This is a genomic window from Micromonospora sp. NPDC049529 (genome assembly GCF_055586685.1).
Genome location: NZ_JBVJHT010000011.1, coordinates 24,454 through 47,181, shown reverse-complemented (window position 1 = coordinate 47,181; position 22,728 = coordinate 24,454). Strand labels below are relative to the sequence as shown.

Sequence of the window (22,728 nt, the reverse complement as noted above, 5' to 3'; positions counted from 1 at the left end):
GAAACGGACGACACCGAGGGTGGGGAACATGGGTACGGGTACGCCGATCCGGGTGATGGTGGTCGACGACCATCCGATGTGGCGGGAGGGGGTGGCCCGCGACCTGACCGAGGCCGGTTACGCCGTGGTGGCCACCACCGGTGAGGGCCGCCAGGCGGTCCGGATCGCCGCCGCCGCCCGCCCCGACGTGGTGGTGCTCGACCTCCAGTTGCCGGACATCTCCGGGGTCGAGGTGATCGACGGGCTGGTCAGCCGGGTGCCGGGGGTACGGGTGCTGATGCTGTCCGCCAGCGGCGAGCAGCAGAGCGTGCTCGACGCGGTCAAGGCCGGTGCCACCGGTTACCTGATCAAGTCGGCCGCACCGGAGGAGTTCCTGGAGGCCGTACGGCGCACCGCCGCCGGGGACACCGTGTTCACGCCGGGGCTGGCCGGACTCGTGCTCGGCGAGTACCGCCGGCTCGCCGCCGTCCCCGATCCGGTCCCGGACGACGGCACACCCCGGCTCACCGAGCGGGAGACCGAGGTGCTCCGGCTGGTCGCCAAGGGGCTGTCGTACAAGCAGATCGCCGAGCGGCTCGGCCTGTCGCACCGTACGGTGCAGAACCACGTCCAGAACACGCTCGGCAAGTTGCAGTTGCACAACCGGGTCGAGCTGACCCGCTACGCCATCGAGCAGGGCCTCGACGACTGACGGCGGTCCCGGTCGGGCCGAGCGGTCAGGGCGGTGGCTGGGTCAGGCCGGGGGAGCGGTCACCGGGTGGTTCGGTCTCGTGGATGGCGAGTTCCTCGGCGGTCGGTCCGCCGCCGGCCGAGCCCGCGTCGGCGGCGATCGCGTTGGTCTCGGTGTCGTCGCGGCTGCCCTCGTCCGGCTCCACCAGCCGGCCCACCGTCGGTGTGGTCGGCCCGCCCAGATTGCCGTGGTCGTAGATCGACACCGGGGAGCGGGGATCCGAGGTGGGACCCGGATCGATCACGTCCGCGTCGAGCTGCGCCTGGGCGGCGGCCTCGTCGCTGTCCGCCTCGGCCGAGATCGCCGGGTCGACCGGACCGGCGAGCGGGTCGTCGATCGCGGGTTCGGGCTGTTCGCGCGCGATCTTGTAGTCCACCGACTCGCCGTCGAGCTGTTCCTGGGCGGTGTTCCCGAACCGGTCGACCGCCTGTGGCACGTCGGCCGGCAGGGCGGCCGGCTGGCGGCCGTCCGCCTCCCGACCCGTGGCGACGTCGTCCCCCGCGGTCGAGTCGTCGTCGGCGGTGCCGGGCAGGCCCTCGGCCTCCGGGTCGGACAGGGGTACGGGGTAGTCGTCATCGCGCATACCGAGGGAACTACCCGTTGCCCCACGGGCATAACCGGTGGCCGCTGTCCGGGTGTCCCGGCCCCGGATCGGTCTGACCGGTTCATCCCCCGCACCCGCCCGGCCGGACCGCCGTCCCAATCCACAGTGGACCAGGCGGGTTCCGCGTCGGCTCGCCCGATCGTGGCCCGCTGCCACCGGACGCGACGTTCGTGCCGGTCGGGGGCGGGACGCGCGGCTCGCGGTGGGGCGTTCCCACCGACCGGTTTCGGGTACGCGTCCGCCGTTCGTCCGGGTACGCCGGTCTGACTCGTCCGGGTACGCCGGTCGCACCGACGCCGGCAGCAGGCGGAAAAACCGGCCCGGCCGGCCAACGGACCCGCCCCGGCCGCAGGGGCCGGCGGCCCGAGTTGCAGGTTTCGGCTCCGCCGAGCCCGGTTAACGGGAGACTCTGATCGAAAGCCCGTTGGCCCGGTCACCCGTACGGCGCGTCCGTCAACGGGAAACCCCGCTCCGGCCAGTCTGCCGCTGGCCCGGCCAGCCCTCGATGGAGGTGACCCCCGATGCGTGTCGGCCTCGTCCGCGCACACGCCGGCCCACCCGGCCCGTCCGCCACGGTGACCGGCACCCGGCAACACGTGGCGCGGGTGGCTGCCGAACTCAGCGGCAGGGGCCACGACGTACGGGTCTACGAGCGGCGGGACGACCCGGAACTACCGGACACCACCGACACCGACGGCTACCGGGTGGAACGGGTCCCGGTCGGCCCGTCGACCCGCGCCCCGACGGCCAGCCTGGTGCCGCACGTGCCCGAGTTCGGGCGCTGGCTGATCGAACACTGGTCCGGCGACTGGGCTCCGGACGTGGTGCACGGCCACTTCTGGATCGGCGGCCTGGCGGCGGCGAGCGCCGTACGGGAGACCAGCATTCCGGTCGTACAGACCTTCCATTCGCTCGGTGTCGAGCAGTTGCGCCACCTCGGTCGCGCGTACGCCGGGCCGGGGGAGCGGATCCCGCTGGAGCGCGCCCTGACCCGGGCCGTCGACCTCGCGGTGGCCCAGTCGACCGACGAGGTGGACGAGCTGACCCGGATGGGGCTGGACCGGGCGGCGGTGACGGTGGTTCCGGCCGGCGTCGACGTCGACCGGTTCACCCCGGACGGCGAGGCGGCTCCCCGCGAGCGCCGGTCCCGGATCCTCTCCGTCGGCGGCCTGTCGCCCGGACACGGACAGGAGGACCTGATCCGGGCACTGCGTCTGGTCGGTGACGCCGAGCTGATCATTCTGGGCGGACCGCCCGCCGAGGAGCTCGACCGGCACCCGGAGGCTGCCCGGATTCGCGAGCTGGCGGCGCAGAACGGCGTCGGCGAGCAGGTACGCCTGGTCGGCGACGTGCCGCACGACCGGATGCCGGCCTGGTACCGCTCCGCCGACGTGGTCGCCTGCACCCAGCGGTACGCCGCCGCCGGGCGGGTGCCGCTGGAGGCGATGGCGTGCGGGGTGCCGGTGGTCGGCTACGGGCTCGGTGGCATCGCCGACACGGTGGTGGACGAGGTCACCGGCCGACTGGTCCCGCCCGGTGACGTACGCGGGCTCGGCGTGACCCTGCGCCGGCTGCTCACCGACGACGCCCGGCGGTTCGCGTACGGGCACGCCGCCGTGGACCGGGTGCGGTGCAGCTACACCTGGGAACGGACCGCCGGGGCGCTGGAGCGGGTCTACGAGAAGGTGGTTCGCCTGCGCAACCCCGACGCCGTCAGCTGAACGCCGCGCCGCCCGCCACGCCCGGCCGACCGCCGACGCAACCACGTTCGGAGCGGACGGTCATACCGGGACGCGGTGCGCCGGCCGGGGCGCGGGAGCGGCGGTCTGGTGCTGCGGCTGCGCGTACCGGGTCAGGCCGATCACCGTGGCGAGGGTGACCAGGAAACCGAGCCCGGCCAGCCACTCCCGCCCCGGCCAGATCTTGTCGTCGAGCAGCAGCAGGCCGACGACCGCCGCCGGCAGCGCCCCGGCGGCGTCCATCGCGGCGATCGCGGCGGTGGTCGAACCCCGCTGCATCGCCAACCCGAGCAGGAGCTGCCCGACGATCGAGTGGACGATCAGCAGGTAGAGCAGCGGGTTGCGGACGCAGGACCCGAACGACTCGACCGAGGCCAGGGGCCGGGCGGAGACCGCCGCCGCGGAGAACGCCAGCCCGGCCAGCGCGCCCAGGGCCACCGAGCCCGGCACGCCGTGCAGGCGTACGGCGAAGAAACCCAGCGCACCGATCAGGCCGAGGGTCACGGTCAGCGCGACCACGACGGCCGCGCCCAGCGGCCGGGAGTGCGCCGGCCGGGCGGCCAGCACCAGCGCGGTGATGCCGACCAGGAGCAGCACCAGCAGGAGCACCTCGGTGGCCGGCAGCCGCCAGTTGAGCAGCAGGACGCCGAGTACCGCGGTGACCCCCAGCCCGGCCGCCACCGCCGCCTGGACCAGGAAGAGCGGCAGGTCCCGCCGCGCCAGGAAGGCGAGGACGAAACCGAGCGCCTGGCAGCCGACCCCGAGCAGGTACGTGCGCTGGCAGGCCAGGCGCAACAGCAGGCCGGGGTCGAAGCCGTGGTGGATCGTGGTGCGGGTGGCGGCCACCGACTGGAGCAGGTTCGCGACGCCGTAGGCGACGATCATGCCCGCCAGGAAGCACCAGCCCGCAGAAGCCACCCGGCGAGGATAGAGGTTCCCGGCCCGGAGCGCGCCGGGCCGACCTCAGCCGAGGCGTTGCAGCAGGTCGTCGTGGAGCAGCCCGTTGCTGGCGATGGCGCTGCCACCGGTCGGGCCGGTCCGGCCGGCGAGGTCGGTGAAGGTGCCGCCGGCCTCGGTGACGATGGGAATCAGGGCGGCCACGTCCCAGAGCGACAGCTCCGGTTCGACCATGATGTCGACCGCGCCCTCGGCGAGGAGCATGTAGCCGTAGAAGTCGCCGAAGGCTCGGCTGCGCCAACCGCCCTGGATGAGGTCGAGCAGTGCCGGCAGCCGCCCGTTCTCGGCCCAGCCGCCCAGCGAGGAGTAGCAGACGCTCGCGTCGCCGAGCCGCCGTACGCCGGACACCTTGATCGGGGTGGCGGCGGCGGTGTGCTTCCCGGCGTACGCGCCGTGGCCGGTGGCGGCCCACCAGCGGCGCCCCAGGGCCGGTGCGGAGACCAGACCGACGACCGGACGGTCGTCCTCCATCAAGGCGATCAGGGTGGCCCAGATCGGTACGCCCCGGATGAAGTTCTTGGTGCCGTCGATCGGGTCGATCACCCACTGCCGGTTGCCGGCTCCAGCGGCCGCCGTGGAGGTGCCGTACTCCTCGCCGAGGACGCCGTCGCGGGGGCGGGTGCGGGCCAGGGTGGCCCGGATCGCGCGTTCGACCGCCTGGTCGGCGTCGGAGACCGGGGTCAGGTCCGGCTTCGACTCGACGTGCAGGTCGTGTGCCCGGAACCGGGCCGTCGAGATCGAGTCGGCGGTGTCGGCGAGCACGTGGGCGAGGGACAGATCATCCGCATACCGGGCCATGGCCGGAAAGGTAGCGGAGATCCTTGGTCCACGCGATCAAGGACGCGCCGTCCGCGTGGCGTCGGCGCGCCGCCCGGATGCCGCCTCCGGCCCTGGTGCGCCGTCCGGACCGGCCGTGGGCTGTCCGGCTATTCGGTCGTCCGGGTGGGCTGTTCGGTCTCGCCCGCGCGGGACGCCAGCAGCCGGCGGTACGACGCCAGCCGCCGCGCGTCCGCGTGCCCGGCGGCGACCCAGGCCGGCAGTGCGCACTCGGCCTCGGCGGCGGTGTGCTCGCAGTTGGGTGGGCAGTCCACCGTCCCCTCGACCAGGTCGGCGAAGCCGTGCAGCAGGCTGTCGGCGGAGACGTGGGCGAGCCCGAAGCTCCGGATTCCGGGCGTGTCGATGATCCAACCGGCGGCGGCGTTCCCGTCCGACCTCTCCCCGTCCGGCCCGTCGGGGTTCGGCGGCGGGGGCAGGTGCAGGGCGATGGCGCTGGTCGAGGTGTGCCGGCCCCGGCCGATCGCGCTGACCACGCCGACCGCCCGGTCGGCGTCCGGCACCAGCCGGTTGACCAGGGTCGACTTGCCCACCCCGGAGTGCCCGACCATGACCGAGACCCGGTCGCCGAGCATCCGGCGCAGCTCCGCGAGATCGGAGTCGGGCCGGACCAGCACGTGCCGGAGATCCAGTTCGGCGTAGTAGTCGAGCACCTCCTCCGGGCCGGCCAGGTCCGACTTGGTGAGGCAGAGCAGCGGCTCGACGTCCGCGTCGTACGCGGCGACGAGGCACCGGTCGATGAACCCCGTACGCGGTGGCGGGTCGGAGAGCGAGCTGACGATCACCAGTTGGTCGGCGTTGGCCACCACCACCCGCTCCAGCCGGCCCTCGGGGGTGGTGTCGTCGTCGTCGGCCGTACGCCGCAGCACCGACCGGCGCTCGGCGATCCGCACGATCCGGGCCAGTGCCCCGTCCCGGCCGGTGGTCTCCCCGACCAGGAAGACCCGGTCGCCGACCACCACCGACTTGCGGCCCAGTTCCCGGGCCCGCATAGCGGTCACCATGGGCGCGGCGGCCGATCCGTCGTCCGGCCCGTGTTGCGTTCCGTCGTCCTCGGAGAGCACGCAGATGTAGCGGCCCCGGGCGACGGTGACCACGAACGCGGGTACGGCGTCGTCGTGCGCCGGCCGGGTGCGGGTACGGGGACGCGACGAACGGCCCGGTCGGATCCGGACGTCCTCCTCGCGGTACTCCCGCCGTTTGCCGGTCAGCTCAGCCCCCTCGACAGCTGCCGCGTCCGCAGGTCGCGGAGCGGATCGGGGGCCGGCTGCTACACGTTTCCGTCGCCGGCCACCATCGCTGACCATAGTGCCGGGAACTCCGGCAGGGTTTTCGAGGTACACCCCACGTCGTCCAGTTCGATCCCGGCGACGGTGAGCCCGATCACGGCGGCGGCGTGTGCCATCCGGTGATCGGCGTAGGTCCGGAAGGTGCCGCCGTGCAGCGGCCGGGGGTGGATCTCCAGGCCGTCCGGGGACTCGAACACCTGCGCCCCGAGGCTGGTCAGCTCGTGGGCCAGGGCGGCCAGCCGGTCGGTCTCGTGGCCCCGGATGTGTTCCACCCCGTAGAGCCGGGACGGGCCGTCGGCCAGGGCCGCGAGGGCGGAGAGCACCGGGGTCAGCTCGGCGACGTCGGAGAGGTCCGCCTCGATGCCGTGGATCACGCCGGTGCCGCGTACGGTCAGCCCATCGGTGTCCAGCGTCACCTCGCCGCCCATCCGGCGCAGCAGCGTACGCAGGGTGTCGACGGGTTGCAGGCTGTTGTGCGGCCAGTCGGTCAGGGTCACCGAGCCGCCGGTGACCAGGGCGGCGGCGAAGAACGGAACGGCGCCGGAGAGGTCGGGCTCGATGTCCCAGCCGCGTCCGGAGAGGCGGCCGGGTTCGACCACCCAGACGTCCGGCGTGGTGTCGTCGACCCCGGCCCCGGCGGCGCGCAGCATCTGCACGGTCATCCGCAGGTGGGGGGCGGACGGGACCGGGGGGCCGACGTGCCGCACGGTGACGCCGTGGGTGAACCGGGGCGCGGCGAGCAGCAGCCCGGAGACGAACTGGCTGGAGGCCGAGGCGTCGATGACGACCTCACCGCCGGCCACCTCGCCGGCACCGTGCACGGTCAGGGGCAGCAGGCCGCCGGGGGCGGCGTCGATCCGCATGCCGATGCCGCGCAGTGCGTCGAGCAGCGGTCCGAGCGGGCGGGTCCGGGCGACCGGGTCGCCGTCGAAGGTGACCGGCCCGTGGGCCAGCCCGGCCACCGCCGGTGCGAACCGCATGATCGTGCCGGCCAGGCCGACGTCGATGTGGGCCGGGCCGCGCAGCGGGTTCGGCCGGACCAGCCAGCGTTCCTCGTCGACGGTCGACACCTGGACGCCGAGGGCGCGCAGCCCGGCGGACATCAGCTCGGTGTCGCGGGCCCGCAGCGGCCGGCGGAGGGTGGACGAGCCGACCGCGACGGCGCTCAGCACCAGGGCGCGCGCGGTCATCGACTTGGAGCCGGGGAGGGTGACCGTCGTCACCACCGGGTCGGTCGCGGTCGGGGCGCTCCACGGCTGGGTGGGACGGGTCGCGGTCAGGTTTGCCACGCCTCCATTCTGCCGCGCCGCGCCGGGGCACCGGACTCGGCGGTCCGGCCGCTCCCGCTTGCCGGGATGGCCGGGTTCGACGGTGATCTCCGCTGGTCGTTCGGTTGATCTCGGTGCGGCGACAGGTTGATCTCGGGGGCGGCCGGTCCCGGATCCACGGACTAGCGTTGGTGCCATGTGTGGGAGGTACGCGACAACCCGCAGCGCGGCGGACCTGAGCCAGCTCTTCGAGTCGTTCGACGAGACGGGCGGGCGGCTCGACGCCGACTACAACGTGGCACCGACCGATCCGGTGCCGATCGTCCGAATGTCCGCCGGTGCGGGGGCGGCCGGCGATGCCGGGGCGGCGGACGAGCGGGACCGGGGCGACGACCCCGTTGACGGGCCGGCTCCCCGGCGGACGCTCTCGGTCGCCCGGTGGGGTCTGGTGCCGGCCTGGGCGAAGGACGCCCGGGGCGGCGCGCGGATGATCAACGCGCGGGCCGAGACGGTCGCCACCACCAACGCGTACGCCCGTTCGTTCGCCCGGCGCCGCTGCCTCGTCCCGGCCGACGGCTGGTACGAGTGGGTACGTGGGGACGGCGGCGCCAAGCAGCCGTACTTCATGACTCCCGCCGACGGCGGGGTGCTCGCCCTCGCCGGCATCTGGTCGGTCTGGAAGGGCCCGGACGGCCCGGTGCTGAGTTGCAGCGTGATCACCACCGCGGCAGTCGGCGAGTTGGCCGACGTACACGACCGGATGCCGTTGCTGTTGGCGCCGCAGCGCTGGGCCGACTGGCTCGACGGTGGTGATTCCGCGGCGCATCTGCTGGCGCCGCCGTCCGATCGAATGCTGGCCGGAATCGAGATCCGTCCGGTCGGCCGGGGGGTTGGCGACGTCCGCAACGACGGCCCGGAACTTGTCGCCCGGGTCGCCGCACCCCCATTGCGTACGGGTGCAGCGACGTCCGACGAATTGACGCTTTTCTGACGTGCCCCGCCACATTGGCGAGTGCTGATTTGCCAGAGTTAGGGGTGAATCGTCGCCCCGGACTTCCTGCAGGTTCTCCGCAGACCCTTGTCTCCGCCCGCAATAGTGCGATAGAACACAGCGCCGGCAGTGGGTACGGATTCGCACCGGGCGGGCGAGGCCCACCGATCATGCCGGTCCCACGGGGGAGGTGGGTGGATGACACGGGCGCGGATGCCACGCCCGCACGAGGTTGCCGCTGCACGGCGGGACCCGCGATTGTTGCGGGCGGTGGCGGAGCGGCAACTTGACGATGCCTGGCGCACCAGGGGTGTGTGCCAGAGCGTGGACCCGGAAACATTTTTTCCGGCACCGAGTGAACCGGCGGATGCGGCGGTAGCCCTCTGTCGTACCTGCGATGTCCAGGGAGCCTGTCTGGCCTGGGCGTTGGAGGTGGGCGACTGTCACGGCGTCTGGGGCGGCACCACGCCCCGGGAACGTCGGGCCATGCTGGTCGCCTGGCGCGGCCAGGTGCAGCGTGATCCGGACGCGGTGGTGGACGACAACGGGCCGCCGGTCCGGGACAGGTTGTTGACGCTGGTGCCACTGAGTCGCTGAGCCGTGACCGGCGGGTGGGCCGGCGACCGGGTGGGCCGGTGTGCTGCTGCGGGAGCAGAATGGCCGGGTGCTCCACGGTGACCAGGTTGTCGATACCCCGAGAGGGCCCGCGCGGGTGGACGTCGACCCGCCCGACGCCGGCTCGCCCGTCAGTCTGCTGGTGCTCGGTCATGGCGCCGGTGGTGGTGTGGACGCACCCGATCTGATTGCTCTGCGTGACCAGGTGGCCGCATCTGGTGGTGTTGTGGTGCGAATCACCCAGCCGTACCGGGTCGCCGGCCGCCGGGCCCCCGCACCCGCGAATCATCTGGACGAGGCCTGGTCGGCCGTGGTCGCCGTACTGGTGAAGCGGTATCCGGGGGTGCCGCTCGTGGTCGGCGGCCGGTCCAGCGGGGCCCGGGTGGCGTGCCGGACCTCGGTCGCGACCGGTGCCGCCGGGATCGTGGCGCTCGCCTTCCCGCTCCACCCGCCGGGTCGGCCCGAGCGCTCGCGGGCGCCGGAACTGCTGACCGGGCTGCCCACCCTGGTGCTCAACGGCGACCGGGACCCGTTCGGTGTGCCGCCGGCGGACGCCGACACGACGGTGATCGTCCGTCCTGGCGAAGGGCATGACCTGCGCAGGGATCCGCTCGGTACGGCGTCGCTCGCGCTCGCCTGGCTGCGGGAGCGGGGTTGGGCCCGATGACGGGTGTCCCGACCCGGATCTGACCGGCCGCTGACCCGCAACCGGGCCGTTTCCCCGGCAATCGGAGATCGTTGCAACTCATGATGCCGGCCGCCCGAGGGGACTGCACCACACACGTAGGACGAGGGTCCGGCGTCATCCTCCCAGGCCCTTCCTGGTCCCAGCCGTGAACGCCCCAGCCAAGGGTTGCCGGCCGGGACCAGGGATGGGGCCCGGATCACCGGAATGCCCCACCGGTCGCCGAGCGTTACTACTCCCGGAAGCTACTCAGCGCGAGGGGGTTGACCGGTGCCGACCGAAACACGGAATCCGGAACGCGCCGACCAGGACACGGGGCCACGCCGCTTGGTGCGGGGCCGACAGTCGGTACGGGCGACACGTGAACTGCGCACGGTGAGCACCGGCACGGCCGGAACCCAATCTACGAGCCCGCTTTTCCGCGTATCCTCGGCGGGAAAGTCGACTGGTTCCGTGGCGTCGCTGGCGCCGACGGGGCTGGTCCTGAGCACGTCCCGGCCGTCCGCTTCAGGTCGTCCCCGGGACGTGCAACCGAGGCGGGGGGATGTGCGGTTGACACGACCGGACAAGGCGACGGACGAGCGTCGGGCGCGGTTCGAGCGCGACGCCCTGCCCTTCGTCGATCAGCTCTACGCCGCCGGCCTGCGGATGACCCGCAATCCGGCCGACGCGGAGGATCTGGTCCAGGAGACCTTTCTGAAGGCGTATGCGGCCTTCCACCAGTTCGAAGAGGGCACCAACCTCAAGGCCTGGCTGTACCGCATCCTGACCAACACGTACATCAACTCGTACCGGCGCCGGCAGCGTCAGCCGATCCAGGCGCCGACCGAGGAGATCACCGACTGGCAGTTGGCCGAGGCGGAGTCACACACCTCCAGCGGCCTGCGGTCGGCCGAGACCGAGGCGCTGGACCGGTTGCCGGACAGCGACGTCAAGCAGGCGTTGCAGCAGCTGCCGGAGGAATTCCGGCTCGCCGTCTATCTGGCTGATGTCGAGGGCTTCTCCTACAAGGAGGTCGCGGACATCATGGGAACGCCCATCGGTACGGTAATGTCCCGGCTGCACCGGGGTCGCCGCAATCTGCGCAAGCTGCTAGAGCGCTACGCCGCGGACCGGGGCTTCCACGCTGCGGCGACGTCCAAGGACTCTGCCGCAGCCGGCCGGGAGGTGTAGGACCGTGAGTTGCGGTGAACCACACGAGACCGATTGCCGTGAGGTGCTCGCCGAGGTCTATCTGTACCTCGACCTGGAATGCGCCGACGAGCGACGGAATCTGATTCGCGACCATCTCGACGATTGCACCGGGTGCCTGCGTGAGTACGGCATCGAGCAGGAGGTGAAGGCGCTGGTCGCCCGCTGCTGCGGCAACGAGACCGCGCCGACGGAGTTGCGCGAGCGACTCCGGGTCCGCCTCACCGAGTTGGTCTTCGAGACCGACCAGTCGCGGGAGTACCTGCCGGACTGAGCCGGCGTCGGGCTGCCGTGTCGGGCACCGGCCGTTCCGACGACCGTACGTATCCGATCGTGCGCACTTCGATACGTCGATCTGTGTGTCCCGCGCGGGCCCTGGTTGCAGGGCCCGCCGCGGGACCGCCGAGCATCTCCGCCTGGCGGCGTCGAGCCTCGGTCAGGAGTTGGGGCGCTTGCCGTGGTTGGCGGCGCTCTTCTTCCGAGCCTTCTTCTTGCGAGACTTCTTCGCCATGCTGGCCTCCCGTCGGACAGGTTCTCCCGGGACCGGGAGTTGACCCGATGATGTTAGTCCGCCCCGCCGTGGCCCCCGCGCGGGCCGGCGCATGATTGGATACCGTTCGCATGTAACACCGCGCCGACGAGGGAGGGGCCACACCATGGCCGAGGAGATTCGCGCCGAGATGGTGGCGAACGTCTGGAAGGTCGTCGCCACCGCTGGCGACACCGTTTCCGAGGGCGACACGCTGGTGATTCTCGAATCGATGAAGATGGAGATCCCGGTCGTCGCGGAGTCCGACGGCGTGCTCAGCCAGCTTGCGGTCAACGAGGGCGACGTGGTGCAGGACGGTGACCTGATCGCGGTCATCGAATGACCGACCTGCTCGTCCGGACGGCGGTGCCGGCCGAGTTCGCCGCGATCGCCCGACTGACCGTGGCGGCGTACCGGGCGAGCGGTCAACTCGACAGCGAGCACGACTACTCCCCGACGCTGCGCGACGTCGCCGGGCGGGCGGAGGCGGGCGAGCTGCTGGTCGCCGTCGACACGCGTACCGACGAGGTGGTCGGGTCGGTGCTGTTCGTGCTGCCCGGCACCCCGTACGCGGAACTGTCCGGTCCGGGCGAGGCGGAGTTCCGGATGCTCGCGGTCGATCCGGCGGCCCAGGGCCGGGGCGTCGGCGAGACGCTGGTCCGGGCCTGTCTGGCACGGGCGGCGGAGCTGGGTCTGGGTGCGGTGGTGATCTGCGTACGGGACTTCGCGACCGCCGCGCAGCGGTTGTACGACCGGCTCGGTTTCGTCCGGACCCCGGAGCGGGACTGGTCCCCGGGTGTCGGGGTGGACCTGCTGGCACTGCGCCTGGAACGGCTTCCGGCGACCGCTCCGACGGGCGAACCGGTGATCGCCGGCTGACCGTCCCGACGTGCCCGGCGGACTCCCGCCGGGCCTCGGTGCCCCTGGAGACAGAGTTACGGCGTGGTGCCGATCCGGTCGATCAGCTCGTACGCGATCTCCAGTGCGAGTGCCCGCCGCTCGACGTCGGTGATCTCCGGGCTGCGCAGCGCGAACCAGCTGCTGTGTACGGCGAACAGCGCGAGCGTGGCCCGCAGTTGCGCGGGCGGTGAGTCTTCCGGCCAGGCCAGGACGGTGGCGAGCTGGAGCAGCCGTTCGCGCATCATCTGCCCGGCCGGCAGGCTCTTGAGCACGGTCTGGTTCTGGTCGAAGAACCGCATCACCGAGTGTCCGGCGCTGCCGAAGAACTCGTCGGCGTAGCGGCTGAGCAGCTCCCGCCGCCGGGCCGCCACGTCGAGCGGCGGCTCCGCGCCGAGCTTGATCAGGGCGTCGAGCCGGCCGAGCCGGTCCTCGACGAAGCTGTTGACGATGTCGTCCTTGCTCTTGAAGTGGTAGTACAGGGCGGCCTTGGTCACGCCCAGCCGTTCGGCTATCTCGCGCAGCGAGGTCTTCTCGTAGCCCTGCTCGGTGAAGAGTTCGAGTGCGACCGCCTGGATGCGGGCTCTGGTGTTGCCTGTGTTGTCAGACACCCCGACCCCCACATGTCCAATTGGCTTGACTCGACCTGGTCGCCAGCTTACCGTACGGCTAGTAAGGGCACTAGCCGGTCGGCAAGTAAGTTGGTTGCAGCTCAGGGGGAGCTTACCGATGACCCAAACCGAGCAGGCGGTGGCACGACCGAATATTCGGGTCGTCCTCACCGGTCTCATGATCGCGATGATGCTCGCGATGCTCGACAACATGATCGTCAGCACCGCGCTGCCCCGGATCGTGGGCGAGTTCGGCGGGCTGAACCACTTCACCTGGGTAGTGACCGCATACGTGCTGGGCACCACCGTCTCGACGCCGATCTGGGGCAAGCTCGGCGACCTGTACGGCCGCAAGGCCGTCTTCATCACCTCGATCGTGATCTTCCTGATCGGTTCGGCGCTCTGCGGCATGGCCGGCTCGCCGATGTTCGGCGGCACCAAGGACGGCATGATCCAGCTCATCGCCTTCCGGGCCATCCAGGGCCTCGGCGCCGGTGGCCTGATGGTCGGCGTGATGGCCATCATCGGTGACCTGGTGCCGCCCCGCGAGCGCGGTCGCTACCAGGGCCTGATGGCCGGCATCATGGCCATCGCCATGGTCGCCGGACCGCTGGTCGGCGGCTTCATCACCGACAACCTCTCCTGGCGCTGGGCGTTCTACGTGAACCTGCCGCTGGGCGGCCTCGCGCTGATCGTGCTGATCACCCGGATGCACCTGCCGAAGTACCGCACCGAGCACCGGATCGACTGGGTCGGGGCGGCCCTGCTGTCGGTCGGCATCACCGCGATCGTGCTGATCACCACCTGGGGCGGCAACGAGTACGACTGGACCTCCCCGCAGATCCTCGGCCTCGCCGTACTGACCGTGGTCAGCCTGGCCGTGTTCGCCGTGGTGGAACGGCGGGTGCCGGAGCCGATCCTGCCGCTGAACCTCTTCACCAACCGCAACTTCGCGGTCATCTCGGCGGTCGGCTTCCTGCTCGGCTTCGCCATGTTCGGCGCGATGAACTTCCTGCCGCTGTTCCAGCAGACCGTGCAGGGCGCTTCGGCGACCAACAGTGGCCTGCTGCTGCTCCCGCTGATGTTCGGCATGCTGGTCGTCTCGATCGTCGCCGGCCGTGTGATCACCAAGACCGGTAGGTACCGGGCCTTCCCGATCATCGGTGGGGTCGCGATGACCGCCGGCATGGCGCTGCTGATGATGATCGACGTCCACACCAGCAAGACGATGCTCTCGCTCTACATGGTCGTCCTCGGCGTCGGCATGGGCTTCCTGATGCAGACCTCGATGCTGATCGCGCAGAACAGCGTCGAGCAGAAGGACCTCGGCGCGGCCAGCGGCGCGGCGACCTTCTTCCGCTCCATCGGTGGCTCGTTCGGCATCTCGCTGTTCGGCGCGGTCTTCGCCAACCGGCTGCACGACAGCCTCGCCGACAAGCTCGGCCCGCAGGCGGCGGACCAGCTCACCAGCGGCGGCGGGGGCGGGGTGGACCCGGCCAAGCTGGGCGAACTGCCGGCCAACGTACGCGACGCCGTGCTCGGCGGGCTGGCGGACTCGATCTCCGGCGTCTTCACCTGGGCGGTCTTCTTCGCCGCCGCCGTGGCGGTGCTGGCCTGGTTCATCAAGGAGATCCCGCTGCGCGACAGCAACGCCCCCACCGACGGGACCCCGGAGGAGCAGGCCGAGACCGCCCTGGCCAGCGCCCCGGTCCACTGACCCGACCGACCGCAGCGCACTCGCGGCCCCGGGCTCGTCACCCGACCGCAACGCATTCGCCGGCCCCGTGCTCGTCATCCGAGCGCGGGGCCGGCGAGTTCGTGGGTCAGGAACGGCGCAGGTGCCGCCAGAGGCGCGACAACCAGCCGTGCGGGCGGGGGGTGGGTGAGTCGGCGGCCAGGATCGCGCGGGCGGTGGCCCGGGTGCTGGGGTCGATCTCGGGGGTCGCCAGGACCAGTTGGGCCAGCGAGCGGGCGATCGAGACCGGGCGCTGCCGGGCCACGGCGACACTGTCGGCGAGGCGTTCGGCGGCGATCGAGGCCACGTCGGCGCGGACCGCCGGGTCGACCCAGGCCGCGGTCACCAGCGCGCAGAGCGCCGCCTCGGTGACCCAGTCCTCGACCCCCCAGACCAGGTCGACCAGGACCCGGCGCCGGGTCGAGGAGTCCCACGGCTCGTCGGTGCGGTGGTGCAGCAGCCCGAGGCAGGCCCAGACCTGCACGCACCGGACCCAGAGGGTGGGGTCGTGTTCGGCCAGCGTCCGGCCCAGCGGGGTGGCCGGCGGCGCGGGCGGGTGCACCAGCAGCCCCAGCAGGTCGTCGACCTCCAGTGTGGCCAGGCCGACCGCGGCGTCGTACGCGGCCGGCGGGTGCGGCCAGGCCGGGTGGGCGAGTTGGCGGATCCGGTCGACGGCGGTGGGCGACGGGGCCGGCAGCGCCGGTACGGCGATCGTGCCCTGGTAGCTCCAGAGCCGTCGGGCCGACGATCGACGGGGCTCCCGGATGTCCGGCGCGGCCACCTCGGCCACCTCGACGGCCAACCCCGGTACGGCCGCCGCGACCGCCCGCATCGCGCTCGGCGGTTCCAGCCCGCTCAGCCGCAACTGTCCGCCCCGGACCGGGCCCTCGTCGGCCAGCACCTGCCGGAGCACGTTGGTGACCGCCTCGCCGGCCGCCGGGATCTGCCCCAGCCAGGGCTGGCCCTGGCAGCACTCGGCCAGGTCGCCGTGCTCGTGGGTGTCGTCCGGGTGGTCGCGGCGGAAGTCGGCGAGCGCCACCAGGTGATCCAGCCGGCCGTCGCGCTGGTAACGCAACCGGTGGCCGGTGTGCACCGCGCAGTCGAAGTCGGGGTCCCGGACCAGCGCCCGGTCGATCCAGCCGAGTGCCTCGTCGAGCCGCCCGTGGTCGGCCAGGGTGCCGGCGATGTCGGCGTACACCGAGAGGTCTTCGGGGTCGTGGTCGACGGCCCTGTTCAGCGCGGCGAGCGCCTCGGCGGTGCGGCCGGCGCTGCGGTAGGCGTAACCGAGCCACACCTCGGCCAGCTTCGACGGTGTGCTCCGGGCCCCGGCCTGCGCCCAGGTCACCGCCTGGTCGACGGCGCCGACCCGGCGGGCCAGCGCGGACGCCGCGCCGAGCAACAGGCCCTGGTCCGGGTACGTGTCGATCGCGTGCCGGGCCAGCAGCAGGTACGGCCGCAGCGGCTCCCGTTCGTCCTCGTCGACCGGGTCGGCGACGGCGGCGCAGATCTGCATCAGCAGCCGGGCGATCTGCTCCGGATCGAGTTGGGCCGGCAGTTCGGGGGTGCTGACCCAGGGGACCCCGGCCCAGTCGACGCCGGGCGCGTGCGCGGTGGCGGCGGCGAGCAGTTCCAGCCCCTCGTCGGGTCGACCGGTGGCGGCGAGCAGGTGCGCGCGGGCCACCACGGCACCGATGAACGGGTGGTGGTCGAGCGGGAAGAGGTCGACCCCGCCCTCGCTGCGGGCGGCCAGCCGGGCCAGCACCTCGTGTACCTCGGGCATGGTCGGCGCGTACGCGAGCGCGCCCGCGAGGTGACCGGCCGCGTGCCGCAGGTCGCCCTCTTCCAGGGCCAGCCGGGCCAACGCCAGCTCACCCTCGGCCGACAGCCGCGGGTCGTCCATTCCCTCGGACACGGTGTCGGCCTCTCGTCGCGCGATCGTTCCCCCCTGGGTCGGGAAGCCTAAAGCATGATCGGGATGGGCGGTGATTGTCTGCTCAATACTGCTCGGTTCGTTGCTCGGTAGCTTCTGTTCGTGCAAGACTGAGCATGAAACGCGCGGCTATCGCGCAGGATGGGGGAGGTCCTCGTGGCACATCCGGGAGCCGGTATGGCGGCCGACATCGCCGAGCAGCCGGCCGGTTTCGCGCGGCTGCTGGAGCCGGCACACGCCGATCCGATCGCCCGGATCGCCGCCGTGATCGCCGAGCGCCGCCCCCGGCACGTCGTGTTCACCGCGCGGGGCACCTCCGACCACGCCGCGCTCTACGCCGCGTACCTGACCGAGATCCGGCTCGGGCTGCCCGCCGGGCTCGCCTCGCCGAGCGCGGTCACCCTCTTCGACGCCCGCCCCGACCTCTCCGGCGCGCTGGTCATCGGGGTCAGCCAGAGCGGCGGCTCGTCCGACCTGGCCGAGGTCCTGCGGCAGGCCCGCGCCTCCGGCGCGCTCACCCTCGCCGTGACCAACAACCCCGACTCGACGCTGACCGGGGTCGCCGAACTCTCCGTCGACGTCGCCGCCGGACACGAACGGGCGGTCGCCGCCACGAAGACGTACACCGCCGAGCTGTTCGCCCTGCTCATGCTCATCGAAGGGGTGCGCGCCGGGAACGGCGTGCTGCCCGAGGAGGAGCGGGCCGCGCTGGCCGCCCTGCCGGAGCTGGCGGAACGTACGCTCGCCGACCCGACCGCCGCGCAGCTCGCCGGCCGCTACCGGTTCGCCGCCCGGGTCGTCACCACCGGCCGGGGCTACGCCTACCCGACCGCCCGCGAGGCGGCACTGAAGCTGATGGAAACCTCCTACCTGCCGGCGCTCGCCTTCTCCGGCGCCGACCTGCTGCACGGCCCGCTCGCCATGACCGACCCGGACGTGCCGGTGCTCGCGATCGTCGGCGCCGGACCCGGCGGTACGGCGATGCGGGAGGTGCTCGCCCGGGTCGGCGAGCGCGGGGCCGACGTGGTCGCGGTCGGACCGTCCGACGTGCCCGGTGCCACCGCCCGGCTGGTCGTGCCGCAGGTCGACGAGCGGTACGCCCCACTGCTGGACATCCTGCCGTTGCAGCAGTTGGCGCTGGCGCTGGCGCTGGCCCGGGGCGAGGACCCGGACGCCCCGCGCGGCCTGCACAAGGTCACCTCCACGCTCTGAACCGGTTGCCATGACCGCTTCGACGGGTGGACGTGGCAGGCTTGCCTGATGTCCACGCTGCGCGACCTTGCCGAGGAGCACACACTGCTCCGTCCGGCCGACATCGACCACCTGCACCGGGTCGCCGGCGACTGGCAGCTCCTCTCCGACCTCTCCTTCGCCGACCTGCTGCTCTGGGTGCCGGTCGACGGCGACGACACGGTTTTTCTCTGCGTGGCCCAGGTGCGCCCGACCACCGCCCCGACCGCGTACCAGGACGACCAGGTGGGGCGGATCGTCGGCGGGCCGGAGGTGGCCCACCTGACCGTCGCGTACACCCAGGGGCGGATCTGGCGCGAGGGTGACCCGGTCTGGTACGGCGACACCCCGGCCCGGCACGAGGCGATCCCGGTCCGGCTGCGCACCGCCGACGGCGAGTCGGGCGAGGTGATCGCCGTGGTCGGCCGGGACACCAACCTCTCCACCGCCCGGACCCCGAGCCAACTGGAGCTGAACTACCTCACCACCGCCGACGACCTGGCCCAGATGCTCGCCGACGGCACCTTCCCGCCACCCCGGCATCCGGGCGAGACCACCTCGGCGCCCCGGGTCGGGGATGGGCTGGTCCGGCTCGACGCCAGCGGCAAGGTCACCTACGCCAGCCCGAACGCGCAGTCGGCGTACCGGCGGCTCGGGTTCGCCTCGCACCTGGTGGGGGAGGACCTGGCGGCGTTGAACACCCGGCTGGCCGCCGACCCGCTGGACGGCACCGAGGCGGGTAACCGGGTGCTGGCCGCGTTGCGCGGCGAGGCGCCGGCCCGCCGGGAGATCGAGGCGCGCGGGGCGACCGTACTGACCCGGGCGTTGCCGCTGATGCCCGCCGGGGTGCCGATCGGCGCGCTGGTCCTGGTCCGCGACATGACCGAGGTACGCCGCCGCGACCGGGCCCTGATCACCAAGGACGCCACCATCCGGGAGATCCACCACCGGGTGAAGAACAACCTCCAGACCGTCGCCGCCCTGCTGCGCCTACAGGCCCGCCGGGTCGACATCCCGGCCGCCAAGGCCGCTCTGGAGGAGTCCGTACGCCGGGTCGCCTCGATCGCGCTGGTGCACGAGACCCTCGCCATGTCCTCCGACGAGGCGGTGGAGTTCGACGGGATCGTGGACCGGGTCGCGTCCGCCGCGACCGAGGTCGCCGCGACCGAGGTGGCGGTACGGATGCGCCGGGAGGGGACGTTCGGCGTACTGCCGGCGGAGATCGCCACCTCGCTGGTGATGGTGCTGAACGAGTTGCTGCTCAACGCGGTCGAACACGGCTTCCCCCCGCCGGACGAGGAGGGCGGCATGGAGGAGGGTGCGGCCGAGGTGGTGGTGTCGGCGCACCGGTTCCGCAAGCAGTTGCACGTGACCGTCGCCGACAACGGCCGGGGTCTGCCCGCCGACTTCGACGCCGCCAAGGGCAGCCGCCTGGGTCTGCAGATCGTCCGCGCGCTGGCCACCGGTGAACTCGCCGGCACCATCGAACTGCGCAACCGCGCCGAGGGCGGCACCGAAGCCGTCCTCGTCGTCCCCCTCGGCAAACGCTGACCCGCCGCCGCTGCTCCGTGCCCGCGCGGTGCCCCACCCCGTTGATCTAGGGCAAATACGTGTTAGTTGATCTCTGATCACCACCATTTGCCCTAGATCGCGCGGGGAGGGGGTGGGGAGGGGGGTGGGGGGGTGGGGGGATTAGCGGGTTAGGAGGGTGAGGGTTAGGCCGGGGAGGGGCCAGGTTTGGGTTACCCGGAAGGGGCGGAGGGCGGCGGCCTTGGCGGGGGTGGCGCCGGCCAGGGGGTTGGCGGTGTGGTTGCCCCGGGTGAGTAGCCAGACGCGGGGGACGCCGGCCAGGCAGGTGGCCGGTTGGGGGCACTCGGGGGTGGTGAGGGTGGCGGCGGCGACCGGACCCCGCGTCGCCAGCACGTCGCGCGGGTGGTGCTCGGGCAGGTAGTAGAGGACGGCGGTGTCGAGGAAGCCGCGCATGTCGCGGGGGGAGTAGACGATGCCGTCACCGGGTCGCTGGTGTGCACCGATGATGCGGGTGGCCGCCGGATAGTCGATCGGCGCCGAGCGGGGCGTCTCGTGCGTACGCCTGAGGCTGGCCTGGGCCGGGGCGCCGAGCAGCCCGGCGAGCGCGACCACCGGCAGCGCCCGGCGCAGCCGCAGCGGGGCGAGCGGACCGGCGGCGAGCAGGCAGGCGAACGGCACCGTGAAGAGCAGGTAGCGGGGCACCCAGAGCGGCGTGAGCAGGCCGCCGACGTAGAGCAGGGCGGCCGGAAGCAGCCCGCAGGCGCCGAGCACTACACCCCGACGTCCCCGGCTGACCAGGCCGATCGCGGCCAGCCCGACCAGCAGGCCGCCGACCGCGCCGCTCTGTAGCAGGTCGCCCGGCAGGTCGGGCAGGTCGGTGAGGGTCGGCGGGCGGACCCAGCTCAGTTGCCGGGCCTGCTGGTCGCGGCCGAGCCGGGCCAACGGTGCCAGCACCAGGATCACCGGTACGAGGGCGAGCAGCCAACGGCCGAGCCGGCGGTCGTGTTGCCGCCGCCAGGCGAGCAGTACCGCGACGGCGTGCCCGAGGACCAGGCTTGTCGCCAGCAGGTGTGACAGGCCCAGGCCGAGCAGGGCGGCGGTGTAGCCGGTCCAGCGCCACCAGCCGGGGCGGTGAAGTGCCCGTACCAGCAGCAGGGTGGCGAGTACGGCGAAGAGGGTGGCCGGGGCGTACGGGCGGGCCTCCTGGGCGTACCTGGAGGTGCTCGGCAGGACGGCGAAGAGCAGCCCGGCGATCAGGCCGACCCGCCCGTCGAACAGCCGCCGGCCGAGTACGGCGGTCAGCGCCGCCGCGCCGGCCATGCTCAGCGTGGCGGGCAGACGCAGGACGGTCACCGAGTCGCCGAAGAGTTCGATCCAACCGTGCATCAGCAGGTAGTACGCGACCGCGACGCCGTCGATGTTCGCGGCCAGCCGGAACAGATCGCCGGTGGGTCGGGAGGCGGCGCTCCAGGTGGCGAGTTCGTCGCGCCACAGCGGGGCGCGGTCGATCTGCACCAGGGCGATAGCCAGGGTCAGCAGGGCCGGCCAGAGCCAGACCGAGCGGTCGAACCAGCTCGACGACGGACGGACCGCCCCGGTGGCTGCCGGTAGTGGCATGGTCGACCCTCGTAGATCTGATCGGTCGAACGTCGTGTCCGAGGCTCCGCGATCAGCGGATCATGGACCTTCCGTCAGCATATGAGGCGTCGGCCCGACCGGAGAGGTTTTCGGCAGGTGTCCGGGTCCGGCCGTGGGGCGCTCAGAACGGGGTGACCATGATCAGCGACATGGCGTTGCGGTCGAGTTCGAAGGTCGCCGTGAGGCTCGACGTGGCGGGAATCGTGTACCGCTCCACCCGCTGGAGATCGGAACGGGTCGGGTCGTACGCGTAGTTGCTGGTGGTGGCGTCCACCAGGTAGCGCTCGACCAGGATGTTGCCCCTGGTGTACTCGGTCGGAAGATCGTCGATCGTCAGGTCGACCAGATATCGCGCGGTCCCGTCGGTCCACTGGTAGTTGGTGGCCAGAACGGCGATTCCGCTCCGATCCCGGGTGGCGATGGCATTGACCCCGATGCCCTTGGGACTCAGCGGCCCGGCGGTCGCCCTGATCCGTTGACTCTTGAGCTTCCGCTGCATCGCCACCAGGTTGTAGTACGGATAGACCTTGCCGTCGGCACCGTCGACCAGCAGTGATTTCCGGTCGTTCTCGCCGTGGTCGAAGACCCAGTGCATCACCATGTCGGTGCCGCCGGCGACGTAGTAGTAGCCGAGGGTGGACATCGCGGCGGCCTGGGTCAGCAGGTCCTCCTCGAAGGTGGTTCCGGTGTTCACGCCCGGGAAGACGCCGTATTCGGTCACGTACACGGGTGTGGCCGGGTCCAGGCCGCGTTCCGACAACCACTGCTGCGCGATCTTCTTCTCGGTCTGCGCGCTGGCCGGGTCCTCGCGACGCCGGTACTGGTGATAGGAGAGGAAATCGAGTTTCTTGGCCGGGTCGGGATCCGCCCGGAACCGGTCGAGGAATTCCTTGAGGAACGGCGATTCGAACGTGTATGCGGCGGGGCCGCCGATGCGCAGTGGAACGTCCGGGTCGAGTTCCTCGTTGAGCTCGTTCACGATGGAGTATCCGACCTTGTACCAGGTGTAGTAGTCGGCCGCGTTGATCGGGGCGCGCTCCACCGGGCTCGGTTCCCAGGTCTTGTCCGGCTCGTTGAACAGCTCGATGTACCGCAGACTCGGATAACGCTGTTTGTAGTGCCGGATACCGGCTTTCAGTACGGCCCGGCACCGCTGCGGGTCGTTCGGTGTCATCAGCTCCGGATCGCACTGGTCGAAGTTGGCGAAGATCTGCTGGGACAGGCGGTCGAGCTGCTCCGCGTACGGATAGAAGCGCTTGCCGCCGCCGGTCGTCGGATAGTCGAAGTCGTAGCTGTCGGTGAGGTGGTCGTAATAGCTCTCCGGCTTGAACCAGCCGCGGATGACAACCGGTTCGAGTTGCGCTATCCGTTTCTCGTCGAGCGCGGTGAGCGTCTGCGACGGGCCGCTCTGGTTCTGGTACCTGGCCGGGTTGTCGAGCGTGCCGAGTTCGGTGCTGGCGGCGACGGTCACGGTGGCGGGAAGGCCGGTTTTCGGTGCGGTCGGCGGCCCGTTCGACGGCGGGTCGGACGGGGTTGCCGCCGCGCCCGGCGGGTTCGGCTGTGGACGGAGGACGATCGTGACGCCCGTCGTGACGGCGAGGCAGACGACGAGCGCCCCCAGCCAGAACAAGGCCCTCTTCGACACCCGGTAGCCATCCCTCCCCGGGCCCGCTGGTCCGCGCACCGCGATTCGTCGGTCACCCGCCGCGAGCAGCGGTACGACCA

General features: G+C 72.0%; 21 protein-coding genes and 1 pseudogene. 12 read left to right on the top strand and 10 right to left on the bottom strand.

Features of this window, described 5'->3' with window-relative positions:
* The first annotated feature begins 28 nt into the window (after positions 1–28).
* Positions 29–691, top strand: coding sequence for a response regulator (locus ACZ6QQ_RS20310; RefSeq protein ID WP_465878032.1), 663 nt, complete (start codon positions 29–31; stop codon positions 689–691).
* A gap of 25 nt (positions 692–716) precedes the next feature.
* On the opposite strand, the gene ACZ6QQ_RS20305 is transcribed toward ACZ6QQ_RS20310, so the two are convergent.
* Positions 717–1,313, bottom strand: coding sequence for a DUF5709 domain-containing protein (locus ACZ6QQ_RS20305; RefSeq protein ID WP_465878031.1), 597 nt, complete (start codon positions 1,311–1,313; stop codon positions 717–719).
* A gap of 542 nt (positions 1,314–1,855) precedes the next feature.
* Here ACZ6QQ_RS20305 and ACZ6QQ_RS20300 point away from each other — a divergent pair.
* Positions 1,856–3,055, top strand: a complete 1,200-nt coding sequence (locus ACZ6QQ_RS20300; RefSeq protein ID WP_465878030.1) for a glycosyltransferase — start codon at positions 1,856–1,858, stop codon at positions 3,053–3,055.
* A gap of 60 nt (positions 3,056–3,115) precedes the next feature.
* On the opposite strand, the gene ACZ6QQ_RS20295 is transcribed toward ACZ6QQ_RS20300, so the two are convergent.
* From ACZ6QQ_RS20295 to aroA, 4 genes are all read right to left on the bottom strand, one after another.
* Complete coding sequence (locus ACZ6QQ_RS20295; RefSeq protein ID WP_465878028.1) at positions 3,116–3,991, bottom strand: hypothetical protein; 876 nt, start codon at positions 3,989–3,991, stop codon at positions 3,116–3,118.
* A gap of 45 nt (positions 3,992–4,036) precedes the next feature.
* Positions 4,037–4,828, bottom strand: coding sequence for a histidinol-phosphatase (gene hisN, locus ACZ6QQ_RS20290; RefSeq protein WP_465878027.1), 792 nt, complete (start codon positions 4,826–4,828; stop codon positions 4,037–4,039).
* A gap of 128 nt (positions 4,829–4,956) precedes the next feature.
* On the bottom strand, positions 4,957–5,961 hold the full coding sequence (gene rsgA, locus ACZ6QQ_RS20285) for a ribosome small subunit-dependent GTPase A (protein WP_465878026.1): 1,005 nt from the start codon (positions 5,959–5,961) through the stop codon (positions 4,957–4,959).
* Between the two features lie 173 nt (positions 5,962–6,134).
* Positions 6,135–7,442, bottom strand: a complete 1,308-nt coding sequence (aroA, locus tag ACZ6QQ_RS20280) for a 3-phosphoshikimate 1-carboxyvinyltransferase (protein ID WP_465878025.1) — start codon at positions 7,440–7,442, stop codon at positions 6,135–6,137.
* A gap of 175 nt (positions 7,443–7,617) precedes the next feature.
* On the opposite strand from aroA, the gene ACZ6QQ_RS20275 reads away from it, so the two are divergent.
* The 5 genes and pseudogenes from ACZ6QQ_RS20275 (at position 7,618) to rsrA (ending at position 11,177) form a co-directional block, all read left to right on the top strand.
* Positions 7,618–8,412 (top strand): SOS response-associated peptidase, encoded by a 795-nt coding sequence (locus tag ACZ6QQ_RS20275; RefSeq protein WP_465878024.1) that lies wholly within the window; start codon positions 7,618–7,620, stop codon positions 8,410–8,412.
* Between the two features lie 198 nt (positions 8,413–8,610).
* Entirely contained in the window at positions 8,611–9,009 is a 399-nt protein-coding gene (locus ACZ6QQ_RS20270; protein WP_465878023.1) for a WhiB family transcriptional regulator, read from the top strand.
* 67 nt (positions 9,010–9,076) lie between these two features.
* Positions 9,077–9,694: an alpha/beta hydrolase family protein gene (locus tag ACZ6QQ_RS20265; protein ID WP_465878022.1), complete on the top strand. Its 618-nt coding sequence runs from the start codon at positions 9,077–9,079 to the stop codon at positions 9,692–9,694.
* A 549-nt stretch (positions 9,695–10,243) separates the two neighbouring features.
* Positions 10,244–10,885 (top strand): annotated as a pseudogene (locus ACZ6QQ_RS20260) (sigma-70 family RNA polymerase sigma factor); the annotation flags it as partial.
* A 4-nt stretch (positions 10,886–10,889) separates the two neighbouring features.
* Positions 10,890–11,177, top strand: a complete 288-nt coding sequence (gene rsrA, locus ACZ6QQ_RS20255) for a mycothiol system anti-sigma-R factor (protein WP_465878021.1) — start codon at positions 10,890–10,892, stop codon at positions 11,175–11,177.
* Positions 11,178–11,339: 162 nt separating this feature from the next.
* Here rsrA and ACZ6QQ_RS20250 read toward each other — a convergent pair whose 3' ends face one another.
* Positions 11,340–11,414 (bottom strand): 50S ribosomal protein bL37, encoded by a 75-nt coding sequence (locus tag ACZ6QQ_RS20250; RefSeq protein ID WP_369814844.1) that lies wholly within the window; start codon positions 11,412–11,414, stop codon positions 11,340–11,342.
* Positions 11,415–11,559: 145 nt separating this feature from the next.
* Here ACZ6QQ_RS20250 and ACZ6QQ_RS20245 point away from each other — a divergent pair, with 145 nt between their 5' ends.
* Positions 11,560–11,775 (top strand): biotin/lipoyl-binding carrier protein, encoded by a 216-nt coding sequence (locus ACZ6QQ_RS20245; protein WP_329104172.1) that lies wholly within the window; start codon positions 11,560–11,562, stop codon positions 11,773–11,775.
* Positions 11,772–12,311, top strand: coding sequence for a GNAT family N-acetyltransferase (locus ACZ6QQ_RS20240; RefSeq protein ID WP_465878020.1), 540 nt, complete (start codon positions 11,772–11,774; stop codon positions 12,309–12,311). Before ACZ6QQ_RS20245 ends, ACZ6QQ_RS20240 begins: the two co-directional genes overlap by 4 nt.
* A 56-nt stretch (positions 12,312–12,367) precedes the next feature.
* Here the strand turns inward: ACZ6QQ_RS20240 and ACZ6QQ_RS20235 are convergent, their stop codons facing one another.
* Positions 12,368–12,940, bottom strand: a complete 573-nt coding sequence (locus ACZ6QQ_RS20235) for a TetR/AcrR family transcriptional regulator (RefSeq protein WP_465878019.1) — start codon at positions 12,938–12,940, stop codon at positions 12,368–12,370.
* A 118-nt stretch (positions 12,941–13,058) separates the two neighbouring features.
* Between ACZ6QQ_RS20235 and ACZ6QQ_RS20230 the strand changes: the two genes are divergently transcribed.
* Positions 13,059–14,657, top strand: a complete 1,599-nt coding sequence (locus tag ACZ6QQ_RS20230) for an MDR family MFS transporter (protein WP_465878018.1) — start codon at positions 13,059–13,061, stop codon at positions 14,655–14,657.
* 106 nt (positions 14,658–14,763) lie between these two features.
* On the opposite strand, the gene ACZ6QQ_RS20225 is transcribed toward ACZ6QQ_RS20230, so the two are convergent.
* Positions 14,764–16,575, bottom strand: a complete 1,812-nt coding sequence (locus tag ACZ6QQ_RS20225) for a tetratricopeptide repeat protein (protein WP_465878017.1) — start codon at positions 16,573–16,575, stop codon at positions 14,764–14,766.
* A 207-nt stretch (positions 16,576–16,782) separates the two neighbouring features.
* Between ACZ6QQ_RS20225 and ACZ6QQ_RS20220 the strand changes: the two genes are divergently transcribed.
* Together ACZ6QQ_RS20220 and ACZ6QQ_RS20215 are read left to right on the top strand one after the other, a co-directional pair.
* A complete protein-coding gene (locus ACZ6QQ_RS20220; RefSeq protein ID WP_465878399.1) occupies positions 16,783–17,817 on the top strand; it encodes an SIS domain-containing protein in 1,035 nt (344 codons plus the stop codon).
* Positions 17,818–17,865: 48 nt separating this feature from the next.
* Positions 17,866–19,386, top strand: a complete 1,521-nt coding sequence (locus ACZ6QQ_RS20215) for a sensor histidine kinase (RefSeq protein WP_465878016.1) — start codon at positions 17,866–17,868, stop codon at positions 19,384–19,386.
* 141 nt (positions 19,387–19,527) lie between these two features.
* On the opposite strand, the gene ACZ6QQ_RS20210 is transcribed toward ACZ6QQ_RS20215, so the two are convergent.
* Positions 19,528–20,982 (bottom strand): glycosyltransferase family 39 protein, encoded by a 1,455-nt coding sequence (locus ACZ6QQ_RS20210; protein ID WP_465878014.1) that lies wholly within the window; start codon positions 20,980–20,982, stop codon positions 19,528–19,530.
* Between the two features lie 142 nt (positions 20,983–21,124).
* A complete protein-coding gene (locus tag ACZ6QQ_RS20205; RefSeq protein ID WP_465878013.1) occupies positions 21,125–22,648 on the bottom strand; it encodes a hypothetical protein in 1,524 nt (507 codons plus the stop codon).
* Between the last annotated feature and the right edge of the window lie 80 nt (positions 22,649–22,728).

What these genes read in the sequence shown, in the direction of transcription:
- ACZ6QQ_RS20230 (WP_465878018.1), top strand. Translation starts at nt 13,059, where the DNA reads ATGACCCAAACCGAGCAGGCGGTGGCACGACCGAATATTCGGGTCGTC.
- ACZ6QQ_RS20220 (WP_465878399.1), top strand. Translation starts at nt 16,783, where the DNA reads ATGGCGGCCGACATCGCCGAGCAGCCGGCCGGTTTCGCGCGGCTGCTG.
- ACZ6QQ_RS20300 (WP_465878030.1), top strand. Translation starts at nt 1,856, where the DNA reads ATGCGTGTCGGCCTCGTCCGCGCACACGCCGGCCCACCCGGCCCGTCC.
- ACZ6QQ_RS20305 (WP_465878031.1), bottom strand. Translation starts at nt 1,313, where the DNA reads ATGCGCGATGACGACTACCCCGTACCCCTGTCCGACCCGGAGGCCGAG.
- ACZ6QQ_RS20215 (WP_465878016.1), top strand. Translation starts at nt 17,866, where the DNA reads ATGTCCACGCTGCGCGACCTTGCCGAGGAGCACACACTGCTCCGTCCG.
- ACZ6QQ_RS20270 (WP_465878023.1), top strand. Translation starts at nt 8,611, where the DNA reads ATGACACGGGCGCGGATGCCACGCCCGCACGAGGTTGCCGCTGCACGG.
- hisN (WP_465878027.1), bottom strand. Translation starts at nt 4,828, where the DNA reads ATGGCCCGGTATGCGGATGATCTGTCCCTCGCCCACGTGCTCGCCGAC.
- ACZ6QQ_RS20240 (WP_465878020.1), top strand. Translation starts at nt 11,772, where the DNA reads ATGACCGACCTGCTCGTCCGGACGGCGGTGCCGGCCGAGTTCGCCGCG.
- ACZ6QQ_RS20225 (WP_465878017.1), bottom strand. Translation starts at nt 16,575, where the DNA reads ATGGACGACCCGCGGCTGTCGGCCGAGGGTGAGCTGGCGTTGGCCCGG.
- ACZ6QQ_RS20245 (WP_329104172.1), top strand. Translation starts at nt 11,560, where the DNA reads ATGGCCGAGGAGATTCGCGCCGAGATGGTGGCGAACGTCTGGAAGGTC.
- ACZ6QQ_RS20275 (WP_465878024.1), top strand. Translation starts at nt 7,618, where the DNA reads ATGTGTGGGAGGTACGCGACAACCCGCAGCGCGGCGGACCTGAGCCAG.
- ACZ6QQ_RS20310 (WP_465878032.1), top strand. Translation starts at nt 29, where the DNA reads ATGGGTACGGGTACGCCGATCCGGGTGATGGTGGTCGACGACCATCCG.
- ACZ6QQ_RS20210 (WP_465878014.1), bottom strand. Translation starts at nt 20,982, where the DNA reads ATGCCACTACCGGCAGCCACCGGGGCGGTCCGTCCGTCGTCGAGCTGG.